19 protein-coding genes and 1 CRISPR repeat array are annotated in these 21,471 nt (G+C 59.9%); of the genes, 18 read left to right on the forward strand and 1 reads right to left on the reverse strand.

Annotated elements, in window-relative coordinates:
• Positions 1 to 21: 21 nt before the first annotated feature.
• From xdhA to FHK95_RS18215, 10 genes are all read left to right on the forward strand, one after another.
• Positions 22 to 1,479, forward strand: coding sequence for a xanthine dehydrogenase small subunit (gene xdhA / locus FHK95_RS18170; RefSeq protein ID WP_150306062.1), 1,458 nt, complete (start codon positions 22 to 24; stop codon positions 1,477 to 1,479).
• Positions 1,472 to 3,826 (forward strand): xanthine dehydrogenase molybdopterin binding subunit, encoded by a 2,355-nt coding sequence (gene xdhB / locus FHK95_RS18175; RefSeq protein ID WP_150306063.1) that lies wholly within the window; start codon positions 1,472 to 1,474, stop codon positions 3,824 to 3,826. The genes xdhA and xdhB overlap by 8 nt, the downstream gene beginning before the upstream one ends.
• On the forward strand, positions 3,826 to 4,707 hold the full coding sequence (gene xdhC, locus FHK95_RS18180) for a xanthine dehydrogenase accessory protein XdhC (protein ID WP_150306064.1): 882 nt from the start codon (positions 3,826 to 3,828) through the stop codon (positions 4,705 to 4,707). The genes xdhB and xdhC overlap by 1 nt, the downstream gene beginning before the upstream one ends.
• Positions 4,704 to 5,204: a 2-oxo-4-hydroxy-4-carboxy-5-ureidoimidazoline decarboxylase gene (gene uraD, locus FHK95_RS18185; protein ID WP_150306065.1), complete on the forward strand. Its 501-nt coding sequence runs from the start codon at positions 4,704 to 4,706 to the stop codon at positions 5,202 to 5,204. Before xdhC ends, uraD begins: the two co-directional genes overlap by 4 nt.
• Positions 5,201 to 5,542, forward strand: a complete 342-nt coding sequence (gene uraH, locus FHK95_RS18190) for a hydroxyisourate hydrolase (protein WP_150306066.1) — start codon at positions 5,201 to 5,203, stop codon at positions 5,540 to 5,542. Before uraD ends, uraH begins: the two co-directional genes overlap by 4 nt.
• Positions 5,542 to 6,921 (forward strand): guanine deaminase, encoded by a 1,380-nt coding sequence (gene guaD, locus FHK95_RS18195; protein ID WP_150306067.1) that lies wholly within the window; start codon positions 5,542 to 5,544, stop codon positions 6,919 to 6,921. The genes uraH and guaD overlap by 1 nt, the downstream gene beginning before the upstream one ends.
• Positions 6,902 to 8,107: a urate hydroxylase PuuD gene (locus FHK95_RS18200; protein WP_150306068.1), complete on the forward strand. Its 1,206-nt coding sequence runs from the start codon at positions 6,902 to 6,904 to the stop codon at positions 8,105 to 8,107. The genes guaD and FHK95_RS18200 overlap by 20 nt, the downstream gene beginning before the upstream one ends.
• A gap of 208 nt (positions 8,108 to 8,315) precedes the next feature.
• Entirely contained in the window at positions 8,316 to 9,365 is a 1,050-nt protein-coding gene (locus FHK95_RS18205) for an ABC transporter substrate-binding protein (RefSeq protein WP_178114843.1), read from the forward strand.
• 66 nt (positions 9,366 to 9,431) lie between these two features.
• Complete coding sequence (locus FHK95_RS18210) at positions 9,432 to 10,217, forward strand: ABC transporter ATP-binding protein (protein WP_150306069.1); 786 nt, start codon at positions 9,432 to 9,434, stop codon at positions 10,215 to 10,217.
• Positions 10,214 to 10,996 (forward strand): ABC transporter permease, encoded by a 783-nt coding sequence (locus FHK95_RS18215; protein ID WP_150306070.1) that lies wholly within the window; start codon positions 10,214 to 10,216, stop codon positions 10,994 to 10,996. The genes FHK95_RS18210 and FHK95_RS18215 overlap by 4 nt, the downstream gene beginning before the upstream one ends.
• A 470-nt stretch (positions 10,997 to 11,466) precedes the next feature.
• On the opposite strand, the gene FHK95_RS18220 is transcribed toward FHK95_RS18215, so the two are convergent.
• Positions 11,467 to 12,534 (reverse strand): BMP family ABC transporter substrate-binding protein, encoded by a 1,068-nt coding sequence (locus FHK95_RS18220; RefSeq protein WP_150306071.1) that lies wholly within the window; start codon positions 12,532 to 12,534, stop codon positions 11,467 to 11,469.
• A 263-nt stretch (positions 12,535 to 12,797) separates the two neighbouring features.
• Here FHK95_RS18220 and cas3 point away from each other — a divergent pair, with 263 nt between their 5' ends.
• From cas3 to cas2e, 8 genes are read left to right on the forward strand one after another with little or no spacing between them, the layout of a single operon-like run.
• Entirely contained in the window at positions 12,798 to 15,377 is a 2,580-nt protein-coding gene (cas3, locus tag FHK95_RS18225; protein ID WP_150306072.1) for a CRISPR-associated helicase Cas3', read from the forward strand.
• Between the two features lie 11 nt (positions 15,378 to 15,388).
• A complete protein-coding gene (gene casA, locus FHK95_RS18230; protein WP_150306073.1) occupies positions 15,389 to 16,885 on the forward strand; it encodes a type I-E CRISPR-associated protein Cse1/CasA in 1,497 nt (498 codons plus the stop codon).
• 5 nt (positions 16,886 to 16,890) lie between these two features.
• On the forward strand, positions 16,891 to 17,424 hold the full coding sequence (gene casB / locus FHK95_RS18235; RefSeq protein ID WP_150306074.1) for a type I-E CRISPR-associated protein Cse2/CasB: 534 nt from the start codon (positions 16,891 to 16,893) through the stop codon (positions 17,422 to 17,424).
• Positions 17,421 to 18,065: a type I-E CRISPR-associated protein Cas6/Cse3/CasE gene (gene cas6e / locus FHK95_RS18240; RefSeq protein ID WP_150306075.1), complete on the forward strand. Its 645-nt coding sequence runs from the start codon at positions 17,421 to 17,423 to the stop codon at positions 18,063 to 18,065. Before casB ends, cas6e begins: the two co-directional genes overlap by 4 nt.
• 13 nt (positions 18,066 to 18,078) lie before the next feature.
• On the forward strand, positions 18,079 to 19,113 hold the full coding sequence (cas7e, locus tag FHK95_RS18245) for a type I-E CRISPR-associated protein Cas7/Cse4/CasC (RefSeq protein ID WP_150306076.1): 1,035 nt from the start codon (positions 18,079 to 18,081) through the stop codon (positions 19,111 to 19,113).
• 8 nt (positions 19,114 to 19,121) lie between these two features.
• Positions 19,122 to 19,832, forward strand: a complete 711-nt coding sequence (cas5e, locus tag FHK95_RS18250) for a type I-E CRISPR-associated protein Cas5/CasD (protein ID WP_150306077.1) — start codon at positions 19,122 to 19,124, stop codon at positions 19,830 to 19,832.
• Between the two features lie 4 nt (positions 19,833 to 19,836).
• Entirely contained in the window at positions 19,837 to 20,712 is an 876-nt protein-coding gene (gene cas1e / locus FHK95_RS18255; RefSeq protein WP_150306078.1) for a type I-E CRISPR-associated endonuclease Cas1e, read from the forward strand.
• Positions 20,690 to 20,977, forward strand: a complete 288-nt coding sequence (gene cas2e, locus FHK95_RS18260) for a type I-E CRISPR-associated endoribonuclease Cas2e (RefSeq protein WP_150306079.1) — start codon at positions 20,690 to 20,692, stop codon at positions 20,975 to 20,977. Before cas1e ends, cas2e begins: the two co-directional genes overlap by 23 nt.
• 47 nt (positions 20,978 to 21,024) lie before the next feature.
• A CRISPR array of direct repeats spans positions 21,025 to 21,418; the repeat unit is 28 nt; unit sequence GTCTTCCCCACGCACGTGGGGGTGTTTC.
• Positions 21,419 to 21,471: the final 53 nt, after the last annotated feature.

Genomic DNA, 21,471 nt, shown 5'->3' on the forward strand with positions numbered 1-21,471 from the left:
TGTCGGGATCCGGAGACAACAGTGATCGAATTTTATCTGAACGGGCGAGCAGAACTCCTCGAAGGAGTTGACCCAAATCTGAGCATTCTGGAATGGCTACGCACCAGAAAGCGGCTCACAGGTACCAAGGAAGGCTGCGCCTCGGGCGACTGCGGAGCCTGCACGGTATTGCTCGGTACGTCGGAAGAAGACGGCCAAACGCACTACCAGAGCATCAATAGCTGTATTGCTCTGATTGGCAGCCTGCACGGTCGCCATCTGGTCACGGTGGACGCGCTGCGCGATGAGCCGGCGCACCCGGTGCAAACGGCCATGGTCGAATGTCATGGCTCGCAATGTGGCTTCTGCACGCCGGGTTTCATCATGTCGATGGTCGGGCTGCACCGCGAGGTGACAGTAGAAGGGCGCGCTTGTGATCAGGAGCGGTTGATCGAAGCGCTGGCCGGCAACCTCTGCCGCTGTACCGGTTACCGGCCCATCATCGAAGCCGGACGTCAGTCGATCATTGATGAATCGGCGGCCTGGGAAGGCGACGCCCTCTTTGTTAATGCTGCACAGACGCCTGTCGACGCGCAGCCGGTATCCCTGACCCATGCATCGGGCCGCACCTTTCATGCACCGGTATCGCTGGCTGAACTGCGGGAACTGCTGGCAGAAAATCCTGAGGCGCGGCTGATGGCTGGCACCACCGATCTGGCGCTGGAAATCACCCAGCAGCTTCTCGATGTACCGCATCTGGTGGCGGTGGAGCGGGTGCCGGAGCTGCAGCGGCTGAGCAGAACCGAATCCGTGCTTGAGATTGGCGCAGCGGTGACCTACACCCGTGCGGCTGATCTGCTGGTAGGCGATTGGCCGGCATTCGGCCCGCTGCTGGATCGCCTGGCCTCCTTGCAGATCCGCAACCGCGGCACGCTCGGCGGCAACATTGCCAATGCCTCGCCGATTGGCGACATGCCACCGCCGTTGCTGGCGCTGGGCGCCGAACTGGTGCTGGACAGCGCCGAGGGCGAACGCCGCGTGGCGCTGGATGACTTCTTCCTGGGCTATCGCAATACCGCGCTACGCTCGCAGGAATTCATTCGCAGTGTGCAGATACCGACGCCCGGGCAGGACGACCGATTGTTTATTTACAAGGTGTCCAAACGGCTGGATGACGATATCTCCGCTGTACTCGGGGCCTTCTGGTTCCGCTTTGCCGGCAACCAGATCCTTGATTGCCGGCTGGCCTATGGCGGCATGGCCGCCACGCCCAAGCGTGCACAGTCCGCCGAAGCCGCTCTGCGCGGTCAGGCCTTTGATGACGCTGCCGTCAGCGCCGCTATCCAGGCGCTGGCGCAGGACTTCACGCCGCTATCCGATGCACGCGCCTCCGCCGGCTATCGGAGCCAGATTGCCGGCAATCTGCTGCGTCGCGCGCTGCTGGAACACCGCGCCGGCGCCAACGCCAAACCTCTGCTTTCGGTGACCCCTCATGCGTAGACTCCCAAGCGAAACCGCTCATCAGCCAGCGGTGGCGACCGGTCTGGCAGGGCAGAGCGCCCTGCACGACAGTGCCTGGAAACACGTGCGCGGCGAGGCCCGCTACATTGATGACTTGCCCGAGCCGGAGGGGCTGCTGCACGCCGCGGTCGGCCATAGCCAGCATGCGCATGCGCGCATTGTGGCGATGGATCTGAGCGCGGTGCGCAGTTATCCGGGCGTGATTGCGGTGGTGACAGTTGACGACGTACCCGGCCATACCGACATTGGTCCGGTGTTCCCAGGCGACCCGGTGCTGGCTGGCGAGCTTGTCGAGCATGTCGGCCAGCCGATCTTTGCGGTCGCTGCCACCAGCCACACCGCAGCGCGCAAAGCGGCGCGCCTGGCCAAGGTCGAATACGAACTGCTCGAGCCGGTCCTGACAATCGCCAAGGCCCTTGAGCAGGAACTCTTCGTTCGTCCCACCAATACCCATCTGCGCGGCGATCCCGATCAGGCGCTGGCTGCAGCGCCGCACCGGCTGCAGGGTCAGCTGGAGGTCGGCGGCCAGGAGCACTTTTATCTGGAAGGCCAGGCCTGCCTGGTTGAGCCCACCGAAGATGGCGGCATGTTCGTGCATACCTCCAGCCAGCATCCCTCCGAAGTGCAGAAGCTGGTCGCCGAAGTGCTGGGTCTGCCGATTCATGCGGTGCAGGCCGAGGTACGGCGGATGGGCGGCGGTTTTGGCGGCAAGGAGACGCAGGCCGCCGCGCTCGCCTGCGTCGCTGCGCTGCTGGCAAACGTAACCGGCAAGGCGGTGAAGTACCGACTGTCGCGCGCCGATGACATGGTGCAGACCGGCAAACGGCATGATTTCTTCAACACCTACGATCTGGGTTTTGACGATCAGGGCGTGATACGCGGCGCCGATATCATGGTTGCCGGACGCTGTGGCTATTCACCGGATCTGTCCGATGCCATCGTCGACCGCGCCATGTTCCATGCGGATAACGCGTATTTTCTCGATCAGGCGCGGGTAACCGGCCACCGCTGCAAGACGCATACGGTATCCAATACCGCGTTTCGCGGTTTTGGCGGGCCGCAGGGGATGATGATCATCGAGAAGGCCATGGACGACATCGCCCGCTATCTGCGCCTCGATCCACTGGAAGTGCGCAAGCGCAACCTGTACGGCGAAGGCCGGGACATTACCCATTACGGCCAGCGGATCGAGCAGCACGTGCTGGCTGAGCTGATCGGCCAGCTGGAAACCAGCTCGGATTATCAGGCGCGACGTGAGCAGATCAGCGCGTTCAACGCACAAAGCCCGGTGGTTAAACGCGGGCTGGCACTCACGCCGGTCAAGTTCGGCATTTCCTTCACCGCCACGCATCTGAACCAGGCCGGCGCGCTGGTGCACATCTACACTGACGGCAGTATCCATATCAACCACGGCGGCACCGAAATGGGCCAGGGGCTCTATATCAAGATTGCCCAGGTCGTTGCGTCGGCCTTCCAGGTGGACGTGAGCTGCGTTGCCGTCTCGGCCACGCGGACCGACAAGGTGCCCAATACCTCGCCGACCGCAGCCTCTTCGGGCAGCGATCTGAACGGGATGGCGGCGCTGGATGCCTGCGAGAAGATCAAGGCCCGATTGATTGAGTTCGCGGCGGAGCACTGGTCATGCAAGTTCGGTGATGTGCGTTTCGAGAACAACGAAGTAGTCATGGCCGAGCAGCGGGTCAGCTGGGGCACCTTCGTACGTACCGCCTACATGAACCGTATCTCGCTGTCCTCCTCGGGATTTTATTCCACGCCGAAGATTCACTTCGATTACGCCAAAGGCCATGGCCATCCGTTCCTGTACTACGCCAACGGCGCCGCCTGCTCGGAGGTGCTGATCGACACCCTGACCGGTGAATACAAGGTCACCCGTGTGGATATCCTGCATGACGTGGGGCAGTCGCTTAATCCTGCGATTGATATGGGGCAGATCGAGGGCGGTTTCATTCAGTGCATGGGCTGGCTGACCACCGAAGAACTGGTGTACAGCCCGGAAGGCCGGCTGCTGACGACCGGTCCCGCGACCTACAAGATCCCTGCAATTTCCGATACGCCCGCCGATTTCCGCGTGCAGTTACTGGAGAATAGCCCGAACACCGAGGCGACCATCTTCCGCTCCAAAGCCGTGGGTGAGCCGCCGTTCATGCTGGGCATCTCGGTCTGGTGCGCGCTGCGCGATGCGGTTGCCAGTCTGACCGATTACCGCTTTAGCCCGCCACTGGATACGCCGGCCACGCCCGAGCGGATGCTCGGCGCGGTGAACGCGGCGCATAGTTGGTTGGCAGCGAAACAGGAGGACCGGTAATGGACAAGCGCATGCTCTGGTATCAGGCCGTCGCCGACTGCGAAGCGCGCGGCGAGCCTTACGTGCTGGTGACTGTGCTGGGCGTGGCAGGCTCGGTGCCACGTGAGCCGGCCAGCAAGATGGTCATTACCGCAGAACAGAGTTACGACACCATCGGCGGTGGCCACCTGGAGTTCCAGATCATGGCCCGCGCGCGCGAACAACTTGCTGCGCGCCGCTATGAAACGCAGCTGCAACACTTTCCGCTGGGTGCGAGTCTTGGGCAATGTTGCGGCGGCAGCGTGTCGGTATTGCTCGAGGGCCAGCCCGGCAGCGAGGCGCGTTTGGTGGTATTCGGTGCAGGCCATGTGGGCCGTGCGCTGACGACCATCATGGGGCAATTGCCCTGGCAGGTGGTCTGGGTCGATTCCCGGGCCGACGCCTTTCCTGAGGCGGCGGCACTGTCTGCCAACGTGCGGCAGCACCTGACGGACGATCCAGTGGGCGATGCCAAAGACCTGTGCGCCGGCAGCCACGTGTTGATTCTGACGCACAATCATCAGCTCGATTACGAGCTGTGCCGCGCATTGCTGGACGCGGGCAACGCAACCAGCATCGGCTTGATTGGCTCACAGACCAAGGCCGAACGCTTCCGGCTGCGGCTGGAACACCGGGGCTACACCGCCGAGCAGATCGCTGCGATCCGTTGCCCGGTCGGGCGCAGCGACGTGCCCGGCAAGCGACCGATGGAGGTCGCGGTATCCATATGCGCAGAGCTGCTGTCACTGGCCGCGATCGACCAGCCTAAAGCCAGACGGCGCGGCATCAAATGGACCGAGCTGAAGGCGTTACTGCCAGGCCCTGAAGCTACATCCCCGACTCAACCTGTGGAGGCGCAATGACCCTTGAAGAGCTTAATCAGCTGCCTGAGGACGCGGCGCTGACCCTGTTTCGCGACTGCTGCGCGGCGGACGCCTGGGCCAGGCCAATGGTCGAGATGCGGCCCTTTCAGTCGATGGAGTCGTTGCACAGCGCCGCTCACTCGCTGTGGTCGTCTTTGACCGAAGCCGACTGGCTGGCGGCCTTCGAGGCGCACCCCAGGATCGGCGACATCAGCAGTCTGCGCAGCAAGTATGCCAGTACCGAAGCGCTGGCGAGTGGCGAACAGTCCGGTGCCCAGTCGGCTCCGGAAGAGGTTCTGCAGCGCCTGAAGGAGGACAACGAGGCCTACGAAAACAAGTTCGGCTTCATCTTCATCGTCTGCGCCACCGGCAAGAGCGCCCAGCAAATGCTCACGCTGCTTGAAGCCCGTCTGCCCAATTCCCGGGAAACGGAAATCGACATTGCCAGTGCCGAGCAGGCAAAAATTACCCATATCCGATTGGACAAACTGCTATGAGCAAAAGCCCCGTCACCACTCATATTCTTGATCTCGGTAGCGGACAACCTGCCGCCGACGTACGCGTCGTGCTGGAACTGCAAGGTGAGTCCGGCTGGGAGCACATCGCCACTGCCACGACCGATCAGGACGGTCGCGTCATGAATGGCTTCGGCAACGATTTCTCGGCGGGTGTATACCGGCTCAGTTTTGACACCGAAGGGTATTTCATCGCCCAGGGCAAGGAGTGCTTCTATCCCTGGGTGACTATCAGCTTCCGTCTTGGCGATCCCGCAGGGCACTATCACGTGCCGCTATTGCTGAACCAGTGGGGCTATTCAACGTACCGGGGTAGCTGATGAGCCTAGCGACGATTCCAGCGCAACCGATCCACAAGGGTTGCACCGCAGTGCGGGGACCGCTGCTGCATTTTCTTGCTGAACCCGGAGTGGGTGTGCCCGACCCGACCAGCTATGAGTATTTGAAAGATGGGCTGCTGATCATTGCCGACGGCCGCGTTCTAGCGGTGGGGGAGGCCGAGGCCTTGCTTGCGCAGCTGCCCGCCGGCAGTGCGTTCGAACACTGGCCGGACAGTCTGATCGTGCCGGGTTTCATCGATACTCACGTGCATATGCCGCAGCTGGAGGTGATGGCCAGTTACGGCACGCAACTGCTCGACTGGCTGGAAACCTACACCTTTCCAGCGGAGGCGCGCTTTGCTGATGCCGGCTGGGCAACGGAGCGGGCCGAACTCTTCGTTGACCTGCTGCTGGCGCACGGCACCACCTCGGGGCTGGTCTTCAGCACCTCGCACGAAGTTGCCACCGAGGCCCTGTTCACCGCTGCCCATTCGCGCAATATGGCTGTCACTGCTGGCAGGGTGATGATGGACCGTCACGCGCCCGATGGAGTGCGTGATACCGCTGAAACAAGCTATATCGAGAGCCGCCGGCTGATTGAGCGCTGGCATGGCACTGGCCGTCAGCGCTATGCGGTCACCCCGCGTTTTGCTGCGACCTCAAGCCCCGAGCAGCTGGCGCTGGCCGGTCGACTGCTGGCCGAACACCCGGGCGTATTGATGCAGACCCATTGGGCCGAGAACCACGCCGAGATTGCCTGGATCAAGGAGCTGTTTCCTGACTGCGAGAGTTATCTGGACGTGTACGACCACTTTGCGCTGCTCGGGCCGACCAGCGTTCTGGCTCACGGTATTCATATCGATGACCGCGATCGCCAGCGCCTGCGGGAAACGGGTACGCGCATTGCCTTCTGCCCGACCTCCAATACCTTCCTCGGCAGCGGCCTGTTTGATCTGGCCAGTGCGCGGGCGGCGGGGGTGAGCGTGGGGCTGGCGTCGGATGTGGGCGGTGGCACCAGCCTGTCGATGCTGACCACCATGGCCGAGGCCTACAAGGTATGCCAGCTGCGCCAGCAATCGCTGAACCCTTTCCAGGCCTTCTATATGGCCACGCTGGGCAATGCTGAGGTGCTGCATCAGGCCGATCAGACCGGCAATCTGCAGCCCGGAAATTACGCTGATTTTCTGGTCCTGGACCGCACCGCCAGCCCGATGCTGAAGATGAAAGGCACCAAGGCGGCCGATCTGCAGGGCATCCTCTTTGATCTGATGATCCTCGGTGATGACCGCGCCATCCAACGCACCTATGTCGCCGGCCAGTGCCGGTACGATCGTGATACTGCACAAGGAGTTGCACTGAATGCATGCGTACCTGGCTGAGTGGCTGAGTCTGATCATCCGCTGGTTTCATGTCATTGCCGGCGTAGCCTGGATTGGCGCTTCGTTTTATTTCATCTGGCTGGACAACCACCTGCGCGAACCGCCGCAATGGAAGAAGGACAAGGGCATCAAGGGTGACCTGTGGGCCATCCATGGCGGCGGCATCTATGAGGTCGCCAAGTACCAGCTGGCGCCGGAGAAGATGCCCGGCGAGTTGCACTGGTTCAAATGGGAGGCCTACAGCACCTTTATCAGCGGCATGGCGCTGCTGTTTGCGGTGTATTACGTCGGCAACCCCGGCTATCTGATCGACACCAGCAAGGCGGCGTTGAGCGCCGGCGGGGCGATCGCCATCGGGCTCGGCACGCTGGCGGTGGTCATGCTGGTGTACGAGGCGCTGATTCGCAGTCCGCTGGCCCGGCACGGCCTGGCCTTTGGCGCGGTACTATACGGCCTGCTGGTGCTGGTCGCCTGGGGCCTGTTTGAGGTATTTGCTGGCCGCGGTGCTTACATCCATGTGGGCGCGGTCGTGGGGACCATCATGGTCGCCAACGTTTTTCTCGGCATCATGCCGGCGCAGCGCGCGCTGGTGGATGCCATCGAGAAGGGGCAGGAGCCGGGCGCCCGCGTCGCGCAACTCGCCGCGCGAGCCAAGCTGCGCTCGGTGCATAACAACTACATGACGCTGCCGGTCATCTTCATCATGATCAGCAACCACTATCCGATGCTGTATAGCCACGCCCACGGCTGGGCGATTCTGGCGGCGATTGGTTTCATCACGGCCTTCGCCCGGCACTTCTTCAACCTGCGCCACCACGGCGTGACGCGGCCATCGATCCTGATTATCAGTGCACTGCTGACGCTGGCGTTGATCTGGGCGGTGGCACCCGCGCCGCGCACTGGCGGGGAGGTCAGGGCGGACTCACCTGCGGTCACGGACGCGGCGGCAACCACCATTGTGCGCAACCACTGCGTTGCCTGCCACGCCGCTTCACCTGAACATCCGGCCTTCCAGGCGGCACCCGCCGGCATTGCACTTGATGACCTGGCTGGGTTGCTTCAGCACGGGGCCAATGTGCGTCAGGCCGCGGTCGACACGCACTACATGCCACTCGGCAACATGACGGGCATGACGGAGCAGGAGCGCGCCCAACTGGGGCAGTGGTTGAACCAGAATGCCCCCTGATGGGGCGGTCGTGCTGGCGTGTGGAGAAGGTGTCTCGCGCCGGGCAGGACACCTGGATGCCTGACTCGACCATTTGGTCAGCTTTGTAGGGAGTTGACGGTAAAAGCGTTGAAAGTGGTACGCCTATTGCTCTGGAAGTTGTGAACCGTTCAGGCGCTGCGCCTGGCATCAGCAACGATGTAGCAACATTCCAGAGACGAGGTAAGGCATGAAGGAACATTCTACGAAAAGCGGACTTTTCCAGCGTCTGTCCAAGGGGCTGGCGCTGACCGCCGGCGTCGGTGCCCTGGCCCTGAGCATGGCCAGCCAGGCGGCCACCGATATTCGCTTCACCCTCGATTGGCGCTTCGAAGGACCCTCCGCGCCCTTCCTGCTGGCCCGCGACAAGGGCTACTTCGAGGAAGAAGGCCTGAACGTGACCATCGATTCCGGTAGCGGCAGCGCCGGTGCGGTCACGCGCCTGGCCTCCAACAGCTACGACATGGGTTTTGCCGATTACAGCGCACTGACCGAAACCACCGCCAACAACCCCGGCACCGATGTCACCGGCGTGTACATGCTCTACAACGCGATGCCGGCTGCGGTGTTCGCGCTGAAGAAGTCCGGCATCAGTAGCCCGGCGGACCTGAAAGGCAAGACGCTGGGCGCCCCGGTGTTCGACGGTGGCCGCAAGGCCTGGCCGGCGTTTGCTCAGGCCAACGGTCTGGAGGTGGATGCGGTCGACTGGCAGTCAGTCGAGCCGGCCCTGCGTGAAACCTTGCTCGCTCGCGGGCAGCTGGACGGCATCACCGGCTTTTACTTCACCAGCCTGTTGAACCTCGAGTCCCGCGGCGTCAAGCCGGAGGACATTGTCGCGCTCAAATATCCTGACCATGGCGTGGAGTTCTACGGCAACACCATCATCGCCCGTAACGACCTGCTGGAATCCAATCCCGAGGCTGTGCGCGGCTTCCTGCGCGCCCTCAACCGCGCCGTGAAGGAGACCCTGGCCGATCCAGAAGCGGCCATTGCCTACGTCAAGAAGCAGGACGCGCTGATCGATGAAGCGCTGGAGCTGCGCCGCCTGAAGCTGGCCTTCGACACCTACGTGGTCACCGATGAAACCCGCGCCAATGGCCTGGGCAGCGTTGATGCTGAGCGTCTGGCGCGCGCCTTTGACGGCATGGTATCGGCCTATGGTCTGACCGCCTCGCCGGAGCTTGCCAACCTGTTCGACGATAGCTTCCTGCCGGCAACTGAAGACCGCAAGGTCGACTGATACCACCCACCATCCCTACAAGGGCTCGCGCTGCGGGCCCTTGTATTGTGCAATTCCGGAGAGCCTATGGATCTGGTTCATTTTGAGAACGTCAGCATGCGCTATGGCGATGACGGCCCCTTAGCCATCGAAGACGTCAGTCTGCGTGTGAAGCAGAACGAGTTTGTTGCTGTCGTCGGCCCCTCCGGCTGCGGCAAGTCGACATTGATGAAACTGGTCACCGGTCTGGCGCCACCCAGCGAGGGTCAGGTCTACCTGGGCGGCAATCAGGTTAACGGACCGCAGGAAGGCGTGGGTATGGCCTTTCAGGCCTCCAACCTTCTGCCCTGGCGCACCACGCTGGAGAACATCCTGCTGCCGATGGAGATCGTCAAGAAGTACCGCCACCGCTTCCGCAAGGATAAGGCCGAATTCGAGGAGATGGGTCGGGCGCTGCTCAAGCGCGTCGGGCTGGCGGGCAACGAGGACAAGTTTCCCTGGGAGCTCTCCGGCGGCATGCAGCAGCGCGCCTCGATATGCCGCGCGTTGATTCACAAACCCAGCCTGCTGATGCTTGATGAGCCCTTCGGCGCGCTGGATGCCTTCACCCGGGAAGAGCTCTGGTGCATGGTGCGCGATCTCTGGCAGGAGCAGCCCTTCACCGTGGTACTGGTGACCCACGACCTGCGCGAAGCCGTGTTCCTCGCCGATACCGTCTACGTGATGAGCAAGGGGCCGGGGCGCATTCTGGCGAGCAAAACAGTCGATCTGCCGCGCCCGCGGGACATCGCCGTGACCTACACCGACAAGTTCGCCGAGCTGGTATTCGAGCTGCGTGATCATATCGGCCGTATCCGGGAGACCAGATCATGACCCGTGCCCAACGCAAACGCCTGCTGATCAAGGCGTCCCCCTGGCTGCTACTGGTATCCCTGACCCTGTTATGGGAGCTGGTGTGCTTCGCCTTCACCATCCCCACTTACCTGTTCCCCGCGCCGAGCGACATCTGGGCAGCCTGGCTGCAGTACCGCGGCCCAATCATGCAGCATGCGTTGCAAACACTCTTTACCACGGTGGCCGGGTTCGCGCTGGCGGTGGTGTTCGGCCTGTTGCTGGGCATTCTGGTCGGCTCATCGCCGATCATCTACAAGGCGCTGTATCCGCTGCTGGTAGGCTTCAACAGTATTCCCAAGGTGGCCTTTGTGCCGGTGCTGGTGGTGTGGTTCGGCATTGGAACGGTGCCGGCGATCCTGACGGCGTTTCTGATCTCCTTCTTCCCGGTGGTGGTGAACATGGCCACGGGGCTCGCGACGCTGGAGCCTGAGCTGCAGGACGTGCTGCGCTCCCTGGGTGCCAGCAAGCTGGATATCCTGAAGAAAGTCGCACTGCCGCGCTCGATGCCCTATTTCTTCGCCTCGCTCAAGGTGGCCATTACCCTGGCCTTCGTTGGCTCGGTAATCTCTGAAACAGTCGCCTCGAACCTGGGCATCGGCTATCTGATGATGTCCGCCAGCTCAACCATGAACATGGGGCTGGTGTTTGCCGGCTTGGTGGTGATCGGCATCATGGGTGTGGCGATGTATGAGGTGTTCGCCCTGGTTGAGCGGCGCATGACGCGTTGGGCCACGCGTGGGTCGGAAATCGCTTTCTGATTCTTCGGATCTGGTTGATGGCTTGGTGCGGGGCCATACTGACTGGCAGGGCACGCCGACACGCGGCAAGTACGTCCCTGTAGCTCAGCGATGGCATCCATGCCATCGACGGTCGGCTTAGCCCTACCAGCCAGCACAGCCTGCGACTCTGTGCTGGCTGCTCGAAAACCTTTCTAGCTCACCTCTCTTTTCCCGAAGTTCATCAAGTCTAAAGCAAACCCCGGAGTAGGGCGGTCAGATGTCCCGCTCAGAGCCTTGCGTCCCGAACCTGATCGATGATGCTGAGACTCGATGCTCCAGAAGCTGGGCCTTGCTTAACTAATCCACCGCGCTTTGCACAGTCCGGAAGCAACCTCATTGGAAGATGTTCTCAAATGGGGCAGCCGTACCGGGCATAAGTATTGAATCTGGGCAACGAAAAAGCCCCGGCGTAGTGCCGGGGCCTTGGGTGATGCAACAGCGGACCTGCGTTATTGCGGGATGGTGGCTTCAATACCCTCAACGTACCAGTTCATCTCAGCGAGCTCCTTCTGGCTCAAATGCTCGCCTTCCTTCGCCTTCAACTCGCCTGCCTGGTTCTTCAGAGGACCGCTGAAGGGGTGAAAATCGCCGCTACCAATGGACTTGATCAGGTCGTCAACCTGAGTGCGCTGCGCTTCAGTCAGACGGTCGCTGATCGCGGCGATCTTGATCACGTCGTCCGAAATGCCGCCCCAGTAGTCCTCTGATTTCCAGCTGTCATCCATAACGGCCTGGACCTGTTTGATGTAGTACGGACCCCAATTGTTGACCACCGACAGCAGGTGCGCCTCGGGAGCAAAGTGGCTCATGTCAGACGCCTGACCCACGCCCCACTTTTCGCGTTTCTTCGCCGCGAGCAGCGGAGCAGGGCTATCGGTGTGCTGAACGATCACGTCGGCGCCCTGATCCATCAGCGTATTGGCGGCATCCGCCTCCTTGGCCGGATCGAACCAGGTATTCACCCACACCACCTTCATCTCAACGTCAGGATTGACCGCCTTCGCGCCGAGATAGGTAGCGTTGATGTCGCGGATAACCTCCGGAATAGGGAATGACGCGATATAGCCGATGGTGTCCGATTCAGTCACCAGACCCGCCGCCGTGCCCGTGACATAGCGGCCTTCGTAGGTGACGGACAGGTAGCTGCCCAGGTTATCGGCCTGCTTGTAACCGGTGGCGTGCATAAAGGTCTTGTCCGGATAGTCCGCCGCCACACGCGCGGTGGGGTTCATGAAACCGAAAGACGTAGTGAAGATCAGGTCGTTGCCAGCCTGAGCCAGCCGGCGGATCGTACGCTCCGCATCCGCGCCTTCGTTCACGTTCTCCACATAGGTGGTCTGCACCGCCTCACCAAAATGTTTCTCAACCGCGAGCCGACCCTGATCATGCTGATAACTCCATCCGTGATCACCAATGGGGCCGACATATACGAAGCCAATTTTCAGTGGATCATCCGCCAGCACCTGGGTCGAAAAAGCCAACGCAGCCGCTAAGGCCAGTTTCTGCTTCAAGCTCATCGCACATCTCCTGATATCTGTTTTGGTCATGCCATTCGCTTTCGGCGATTCGCACTCAGGGATTGGTCAAGCAAAAAGCTGGCCAATTGATCAGGAAAGTTGTTGGTCATGGACTCACGGAGGAGACATGTTAGTCAGCTGCGGTCGACACGCTTGGGCCCCCGCGACGCATTAAGTCGCTCGATTATGTGATCCTTGTCTCATTCGCTTTACGCAAGCTCGTGGCCGAAGGTAGGGTGCAGTACCAGAGAAGGAGTAAAAGGATGTTGCGGCCTAGGGTTTTGAGCAAGGAAGCGGTAGAGGTTATTCCGTTTCAGCAGTGTCCCGCCAAGACGTTTGTTGACGAACAGGGCGTTAGCCTTGGCCGCTCGGTACCAGAACATTGTCAGATCGTTGGTGAGGTTGCCAAGGCGTTGATCGCTCGCCAACCCGCCAGTCTTCGTGAGTGCCTTTATCCGCAGGGTGCCCATTTGGTTGCCGCTGCACATGACATCGGCAAGGTCAGCCCGACCTTTTACGAAAAGCTGCGGCGAGCCTGTACTGTTTCGATTGCAGGACTTCCAGCACTTAAGCAGATCAATCCGCAACTGGAATCGAGCTGGGGAGGGCATGCCGGGGTCAGTCAGGTTACGACCAAGGCGTTGCAGGTACCGACCCTGATTCCGGAAATACTCGGACAACATCATGGCTTTTCCCCTCCAGTAGCCGGTTTGCGTGCGAACGACGAAAATTTCGGTGGTCCACCCTGGCAGCAAGAGCGCGAGCGGTTGGTGGCATTTTTAAAGTCAGCTCTGCAGGCAGACTGGCCGCAGATTGCTTCGCTGCCCCAGGCTCGTCTGCTGGCTGGGCTGACCTCGGTTGCGGACTGGATAGGTTCGGGCGAGTTTTTTGAAGATCCTTCCTTGTCTTGGACTGAAAGCATCGACAAGGCGCTGGATAGTGCAGGCTTTATCCCGCCGACCTTCAGATCGGGTCTGTCATTCGAAGCCGTTTTCGGTTTTGCTCCGCGCCCGGCACAACAGCTGTTGATTGAACAGGTCGATGGACCGGGCGTTTATGTGCTTGAGGCACCAATGGGGGTGGGCAAGACCGAGGCGGCTCTCTACGCCGCCTACCAGTTGATGCACACAGGGCAGGCGAACGGTATCTATTTTGCACTGCCAACCCAGCTTACCTCGAACAAGATTTATGACCGTTTCAACTCCTTTCTGCAGCAAGTGCTCGCGCCAGATTGTAGCCACCGCTCGCTGTTGCTGCATGCCAACGCCTGGCTGTTGGAAACAGACATGGGAGAGGAAGGGCGCCCCGGCGGCGCCTGGTTCAATCAGGCCAAACGTGGCCTGCTGGCGCCCTTTGCCGTAGGCACTATCGATCAGGCGCTGATGGCGGCCATGAATGTAAAACACGGCTTCGTGCGTGCCTTTGGGTTGGCTGGGAAAGTCGTGATTCTCGACGAAGTGCACACCTACGACGCCTATACCGGAACTCTTTTAGACGCCTTGGTTGCCTTGCTACGCGAGTTGCACTGCAGCGTGATCATCCTTAGCGCAACCCTCAATCAGTCGCGCCGGCAGCAGGTACTTGGCTGCACTCTGACTGCCAGCGAGTATCCGCTGATTACAGCCTGCCCGACAGGGAAAACGGTGCGTGAAGTGCCCGTGGCCAGCGATCCAGGCAATGTGGTGAATATTCTCCTGCAAAGCGATGAGAAGTATGCCGTTGAGGAAGCTCTGCGCCGGGCCGTGCAGGGTCAACAGGTACTGTGGATCGAGAATACCGTGCCGGAAGCACAGCAGCGTTTTCTCGATCTGGCCGCACGCGGGAGCGAGCAGGGCGTCACATGCGGTCTGCTGCACTCACGATTCACACCTCAGCACCGCCAACAAAAGGAAGCCCTGTGGGTTGAGTGCTACGGCAAGCAAGGACATGCAGACCGTGGCGCGCACGGACGAATATTGGTCGGCACGCAAGTACTTGAGCAATCACTGGATATAGATGCTGACTTCCTTGTCACGCGCTTTGCCCCTACAGACATGTTGCTGCAACGTTTCGGGCGGCTCTGGCGGCACGCGGATACTCCGCGTCCGGCGGGCAGCGTGTGTGAAGCCTGGCTATTGGCACCGATGTTAGAGACGGCAATCGACCAGCCTGAACAGGGTTTCGGCAACAGCGCCTTCGTGTACAGCTCCTACGTACTGTGTCGCAGCCTGGAAGTCTGGCAATCGCGCGAGCATGTTCGCCTACCCGAGCAGATCCGTGAGCTGATCGAGCAGACCTACTGCGAACGCGCTGAAACCGGCCCCATGGCGCGCTGGCTCATGGAGCTGAACGAGGGCACCCGTTGGCGTAAGGGTCGCAAATCACTCAGCCAGCTGGCGCGTGTCACCCTGTCCGACAGCGGCAAGACGTTGCCCGAAATCAAGGCACAAACCCGATACAGCGAAACCGATAACCTCGATGTGTTGTTGCTGCGCAAGCTGGACTGGTGCCCGAAGCAGCAGCTCACACGGCTTACCCTGCTGAATGGTCAAAGCCTCGACCTGCCGCGTTCGCGCACGGAACTGTCTCGTCGCCAGTGGCGTGAACTGAGTGCAGCCCTGATGCGTCAGGTGGTATCGGTCCGGATTCAGGATGCGCCGCTGCCTTTGCAACTGAAAACGCTGAATGATTTCAACCTCCAACACTGCTTTTACCTTGGTAATCCGGCAATGGATGAGGCGCTGTTGCGCGTGGCACTGGTGGACGAAACCGGCCGCCTGCAGGGGGTGCAGGGTGCGCCGCTGCACGACAGATATGACTTGGAATACCGCGATGATCTGGGCTACCGGATCATCAAACACTAGGGAAGGACGTAATGGAAAACCGATTCAATCTGATCGACGAAGACTGGGTTCCGGTCGCCGACTACGGGCGGGTCAGTCTACGCAAACTCTTTAGCGATCCGCGGTACCGCAGTCTCGGAGGTAATCCGGTACAGAAGATTGCCATCCTCAAACTTCTGCTGGCCATTGCCCAGGCGGCCGCAACACCGGATGACGACAAAGATTGGCAGGTTCTGGGCGCTGAAGGACTGGCTAAGCGTTGCCTGACGTATCTGGATCAATGGCATGAGCGGTTTTTCCTGTATGGAGATCGGCCTTTCCTGCAGCTGCCCGCCATTGCCGCCGCGCGCGTTCAACCCTTCGGAGCTGTTCTGCCTGAAGTTTCCACCGGCAACACCACAGTGCTCAGTCAGATGCAGGTCCAGCGTACATTGGGTGATGCCGATAAAGCTGTTCTTCTCCTTACCCTGATGGGGTTTGCCCTGTCAGGCAAGAAGACCGACAACAGCGTAGTGCTGAGTCCAGGCTACGGCGGTAAACGTAATGAAAAGGGGAAGGCATCAACCGGCAAGCCGGGGCCGGGCGTTGGCCATATGGGACTGCTGCATACCTTCTTGATAGGCGGCGATTTACAGCAAAGCCTGTGGCTAAATCTGTTGACGAAGCAGCAGCTGGCACAGATGCAACTCTATCCAGAAGGCCTGGGCAATGCCCCCTGGGAGCTGATGCCAGTCGGCGAGGATTGCTCTGCCGCCAGAGCCTTACGCGAGTCGCTGATGGGGCGATTGCTACCGCTGTGCCGCTTTTGTTTATTAACCGAGGACGGCCTGCATTATTCCGAAGGCATTGCGCATCCTGGGTACAAGGATGGAGTGGTAGATCCGAGCATGGCGATCAATTATTCCGGCAAGGAGCCCAAAGCGCTGTGGGTTGATCCGGAAAAACGTCCGTGGCGCGAACTGACCGCTTTGCTCGGTTTTATTCAGCAATCAGACAGCCAGGGTTTTCAGAGCTGGCAGGTGCGCTGCGGATTGGATCGCGCGCGGGACCATGTCGACCTGTTCGCACTTTGGTCAGGCGGCTTACGCGTCAGCAGTAACGCAGGAGAGCAATACGCGTCAGGCACGGACGACTTCGTGGAATCCCAGGTCTGGCTGAACGGGGACATGCTCGGCCAGAGCTGGTTTGCCCAGCTCAAACAGGAGATGGATGCACTGGACGCTCTTGCGAAAAATCTTTATGGCCGGGTGATGGGCTACTACAAGGAGCTGACCGTAGACGGCGGGAAGCTTGCTGCCCAAACCACGCACTTGTTCTGGCAATTATGTGAACGCAATTTCCAGCAACTGGTTGATCAGTGCGATCAGAGCGCGTCCGCGCGGGAAGGCCGTAAACAGTTGCGTCAGCGTTTCGCGAGAAATGTTCAGCAGGCATACGACCAGTTCTGCCCGCGTGATACAGCCCGCCAACTGGGTGCTTGGGCCAAGCAGCAACCAAACAACAGCAAGTATCTGAAGCAGGAGGCTTGAATCACATGAGTGAAACAGACACAACTTTGGGGCAGAGTCGCGAATCGCGGTTTGTTGAAGCCGTGATTGCGCGTTGTAATGCTGACAAGGGCTTGGCTGCACGGTTGCGCCGCGCGGACAATTCCGCCACTGAGTACCAGAGCTGGGATCTACTGGGCCGTCTGGGCATTGATCTCGAGCAGGATCACCAGCGTCTGCCCTTTGTCACTGTCGCTGCTACCATCGCGAAATCCAGGGCAGAACACAACGGAAGCTTCACTCTGGGCAAAGCCATTGCTGCCTGCTACGCCGACGGCAATCAGAGCGACCAGGCTACGGCACGCCTGCGTCGTCTGCTCGCCTGTGACGAACTCGCCGAGGCCTGCCGAATTCTGCGCCCGCTATTGTCACTGATCGACAGCAAGGTCGGCCAGCCGCTGAATTTCGTCCGGCTGCTTACCCAGTTGCGCCAATTCAGCTTCAACGCGCAGCGGGTTAAGGCCCAGTGGGCACAGGAGTTCTATGGCCAGACGGTTACTCTGCCGGAGGTGCCGGCATGACTCTTTTCGCCAGCGTATTGCACCTTGATCGCAAGGCGGTCAAGGCGCTGCGCATTACCGACAGCTACTCCCTGCATCGCGTGGTGTACAGCCTGTACGCGGATGTACGTGACGCTGAGGCGAAGTTAGGCAGCCAACCAAGTGGCATCCTCTATGCCGATCAGGGCGGGGACCACCAGGGACGAAAAATTCTGATGCTTGCCGACCGTGCGCCTGCCGATGCGGTAGATGGCCAATACGGAGAAGTACTTAGCAAGCCCATCCCTGAAAGCTTTCTGGACCACGGCAATTACCGATTCAAGGTCATCATCAACCCGACCCGGCGTGACAGCGCCAGCCGCAAGCTGATTCCAGTGCGTGGCCGTGAGGCAATCGCCGAATGGTTTTTGCAGCGGGCCGAGCAAAGCTGGGGCTTCCGACCAGTTAATGAGAGTTTGCAGATCGACCGGGTCGAGGTGCTGACTTTTAAAGACAAACACCAGCGGCCAGTCACCATCGCCCAAGCACATGTCCAAGGCGTGCTGACCGTGCAGGATCCAGCGCGTTTCCAGCAAAGTTTTTCAAGTGGTATCGGCCGCGCCCGCGCTTATGGCTGCGGTTTGCTGCAGATCGTCCCTGTTATTGATAACCCATTCGCCTAAAAAGGAATTTGCCATGTCCAGCAGCAACCGCTTCACCAACACCCGTATTGAATTCCACATTCTGCAGTCCTTTCCGGTCACCTGTTTGAACCGTGATGACGTCGGAGCGCCCAAAACAGCCATCGTTGGCGGCGTGACCCGTGCGCGGGTAAGTTCGCAATGCTGGAAACGCCAGGTGCGTCTTGGTATGCAGAATCTTGGCGTCAAGCTGGGCGTGCGCACAAAGAAAGCCGCTGAGCTTTTTACTCAGGCCTGCCTGGCCAAGGGCGCCAATGAGGCGCAGGCAGCTGATTGCGGCAAAGCCATGGCAGACAAGCTCAGTGACGACACGCTGTTGTTTATCAGCGGCAGCGAAGCGGCTGCTTTTGCGGATCATGCGGCCGAGTTGGATTTTGACGCGAGCAAGATCAAGGACAAGGAGTTGGCGAAGATTGCCAAGAAAGCCCTGACCCCAGCAGTCGATGCGTTGGATATCGCTTTGTTTGGCCGCATGGTTGCTAAAGCTGCGGACATGAATGTCGAGGCAGCGGCCTCCTTTTCCCATGCCATTTCGACTCACAAAGTCAGCAATGAAGTGGAGTTTTTCACCGCTCTGGATGACCTGCAGAGCGAGTCAGGTTCGGCGCATATGGGCAGCCTCGAGTTCAACTCGGCCACCTATTACCGCTATATCAGTCTGGACCTCGGGCAACTGGCCCAAACCCTGGGTGAAGTGGGGTTGGCACAAGCTGTTGCAGTCTTTACTCAAGCCCTATTCCTAGCGGTACCAAATGCCCGCCAGACCACCCAGTCTGGCGCCAGTCCATGGGAGTTTGCCAGAGTGCTGGTGCGCAAGGGGCAGCGCCTGCAGGTGCCGTTTGAGACCGCAGTACGAGCAAAGGACGGCGGCTACCTGCAACCAAGCATTGCCGAACTGAAAACCTATCTGGACAAGAAGGAAAAACTGGCCGGTTCGCTGTACGGCAAAATCGGGGGTTATGAATGGGGCGAGGATGAAGACTTCAGCATTGATGATCTGGTCGCCGCCCTGCAACGCCATGCACAGTGAGCCAGACGATGACAGATGCTTACCTATTGCTGTGGCTGGAGGCGCCGCTGCAGTCGTGGGGCCATGACTCCAAGTTCGGTCGGCGCGACAGCCTCGACTTTCCTACCAAATCGGGTCTGTTCGGCCTGTTGTGCTGCGCCCGCGGCGCAGCAGGCGAGCAGGTAGAGTGGCTTAAGCACTGGACTGAGCGCGATCTCCAGATTCGAGCCTACGTACGCATGGACCGTCAGGGCCAACCGTTACAGCGCCTGCCGTTGTTGCGGGACTTTCAGATGGTCGGTAGTGGATATGACAATCAGGATCCCTGGGAAAGCTTGCTGATTCCTAAAACGAGCGAAGGCAAAAAGGCTGTTGGCGGCGGCACAAAAATGACCTACCGCTATTACTTGCAGGACATGGCTTATGCAGCGGTGTTGCAGGGCCCGAGGGATGAATTACAAGCACTGGCCGCCGCACTTGCTAACCCGGTATGGGATCTATATCTGGGGCGCAAGAACTGCGTACCCACTGAGTTCATCGGTCAAGGCTTGCATGCTGAGGTACAGGACGCTTTTGCTACGGCCGACCAGCTGGCAGCCAACAAACAGCGTGCTGAGTCCTTTCGAGTGTTGCAAGGCGAACACGACGGCGAGGTGCTGACACTGAACGACGTTCCTTTGCAATTCGGTAAACACAAGAAATATCGGGACCGTCGAGTGACCGTTGAGAGTGTGGAGTAAGGGCATGGCCACAGGGCAGCGACTGTTCGTCAAGGTGACTCGGGACTCACTCCCCCAGGTTAAGGACAAGTACCCCTTCCTATATCTGGAGCGGGGCAGATTGGAGATTGATGACAGCAGTATCAAATGGATCGACTCTGACGGAAATGTAGTGCCGTTACCGGTAGCGACTCTGAACGCATTGCTTCTTGGCCCGGGAACCACCGTAACCCACGACGCCATCAAGACCGCCACCGCAGCCAATTGCGCTGTCTGTTGGGTGGGGGAAGATAGTCTGCTGTTCTATGCCGCTGGCTTTCTCCCCACTGCTGATACGCGCAATCTTAAGGCCCAAATTGGGTTGTCCGCCGATCCGCAGGCAGCAGTCGAAGTCGCAAGGCGTATGTTTGGACATCGTTTTCCCGATGCCGAACTGAATGGCAAGTCGCTCAAGGAGATGATGGGCATGGAAGGCTACAGAGTGCGATCCCTGTACCAAGCCAAAGCCGAGGAATATCAGGTCGGCTGGAAGGGCCGCCAGTTCACACCCGGAAAGTTCGAACTCAGCGATATCACCAATCGGATCATGACGGCCAGCAATGCCGCGCTCTACGGCATTCTCTGCTCGGCGGTTCACAGCATGGGCTATTCGCCACATATCGGTTTCATCCACTCCGGCAGCCCCTTGCCCTTTGTCTATGACCTGGCCGACCTCTACAAGGAGCACTTGTGCGTTGATCTGGCATTCGCGCTCACTCGCGACATGGCCGGTCGTTATGACAAGCACAAGGTTTCTTCAGCGTTCCGCGAGCGGGTTATAGCGATGGATCTGCTCGCAAAATTGGCCGAAGACATACCGGCGATGCTAGGAGGTAAAGGTGCTCGTCGTTCTCGCAAATGATCTTCCACCGGCCGTGCGCGGGCGAATGAAGCTCTGGTTCGTTGAGCCCAGGGCGAATGTGTTCGTCTCGGGCATCAAGGACTCAGTGGCCGCAACAGTGATCGATTACCTGTACAAACACTGCCCGCCGGACTCCGGCATCGTCATTTTTCGCTCACTTCCAGGTCCGCCAGGCTATGAAATGCGAGTGATAGGCCCGCCCAGAAAACCGCTGGTTGCCATCAGTGGTCTGCAGCTGATTGTTGAAACACTGAAAACCCAATAAAGACTGGATGTTGTATTTTGGGCAATGCTCTTTCACAATTTGTTGGTGTCTTCCCCACGCACGTGGGGGTGTTTCTGTCACGCGTCGGCGATTCAACATCCCACTTGCGTCTTCCCCACGCACGTGGGGGTGTTTCTGGGGCGCTATGCCCGACATTCAGGCGCTACGCGTCTTCCCCACGCACGTGGGGGTGTTTCTATCGTGCTGGGGCTCACCTCGATTGCGCCCGGGTCTTCCCCACGCACGTGGGGGTGTTTCCAGTGCAATCCGGCTCCGATACGGACGACTACGGTCTTCCCCACGCACGTGGGGGTGTTTCTAAATCCCGGCCACACACAAGCTGTCGCCGGCTGTCTTCCCCACGCACGTGGGGGTGTTTCCGATTCAGCAAAGACGCATTTCAGGAAGGCGTTGTCTTCCCCACGCACGTGGGGGTGTTTCCACGTCGCGGATATACGCGCTGATCTCGCCGCTGTCTTCCCCACGCACGTGGG

This window comes from Pseudomonas saliphila, assembly GCF_008638345.1.
Taxonomy (GTDB): Bacteria; Pseudomonadota; Gammaproteobacteria; order Pseudomonadales; family Pseudomonadaceae; genus Halopseudomonas; species Halopseudomonas saliphila.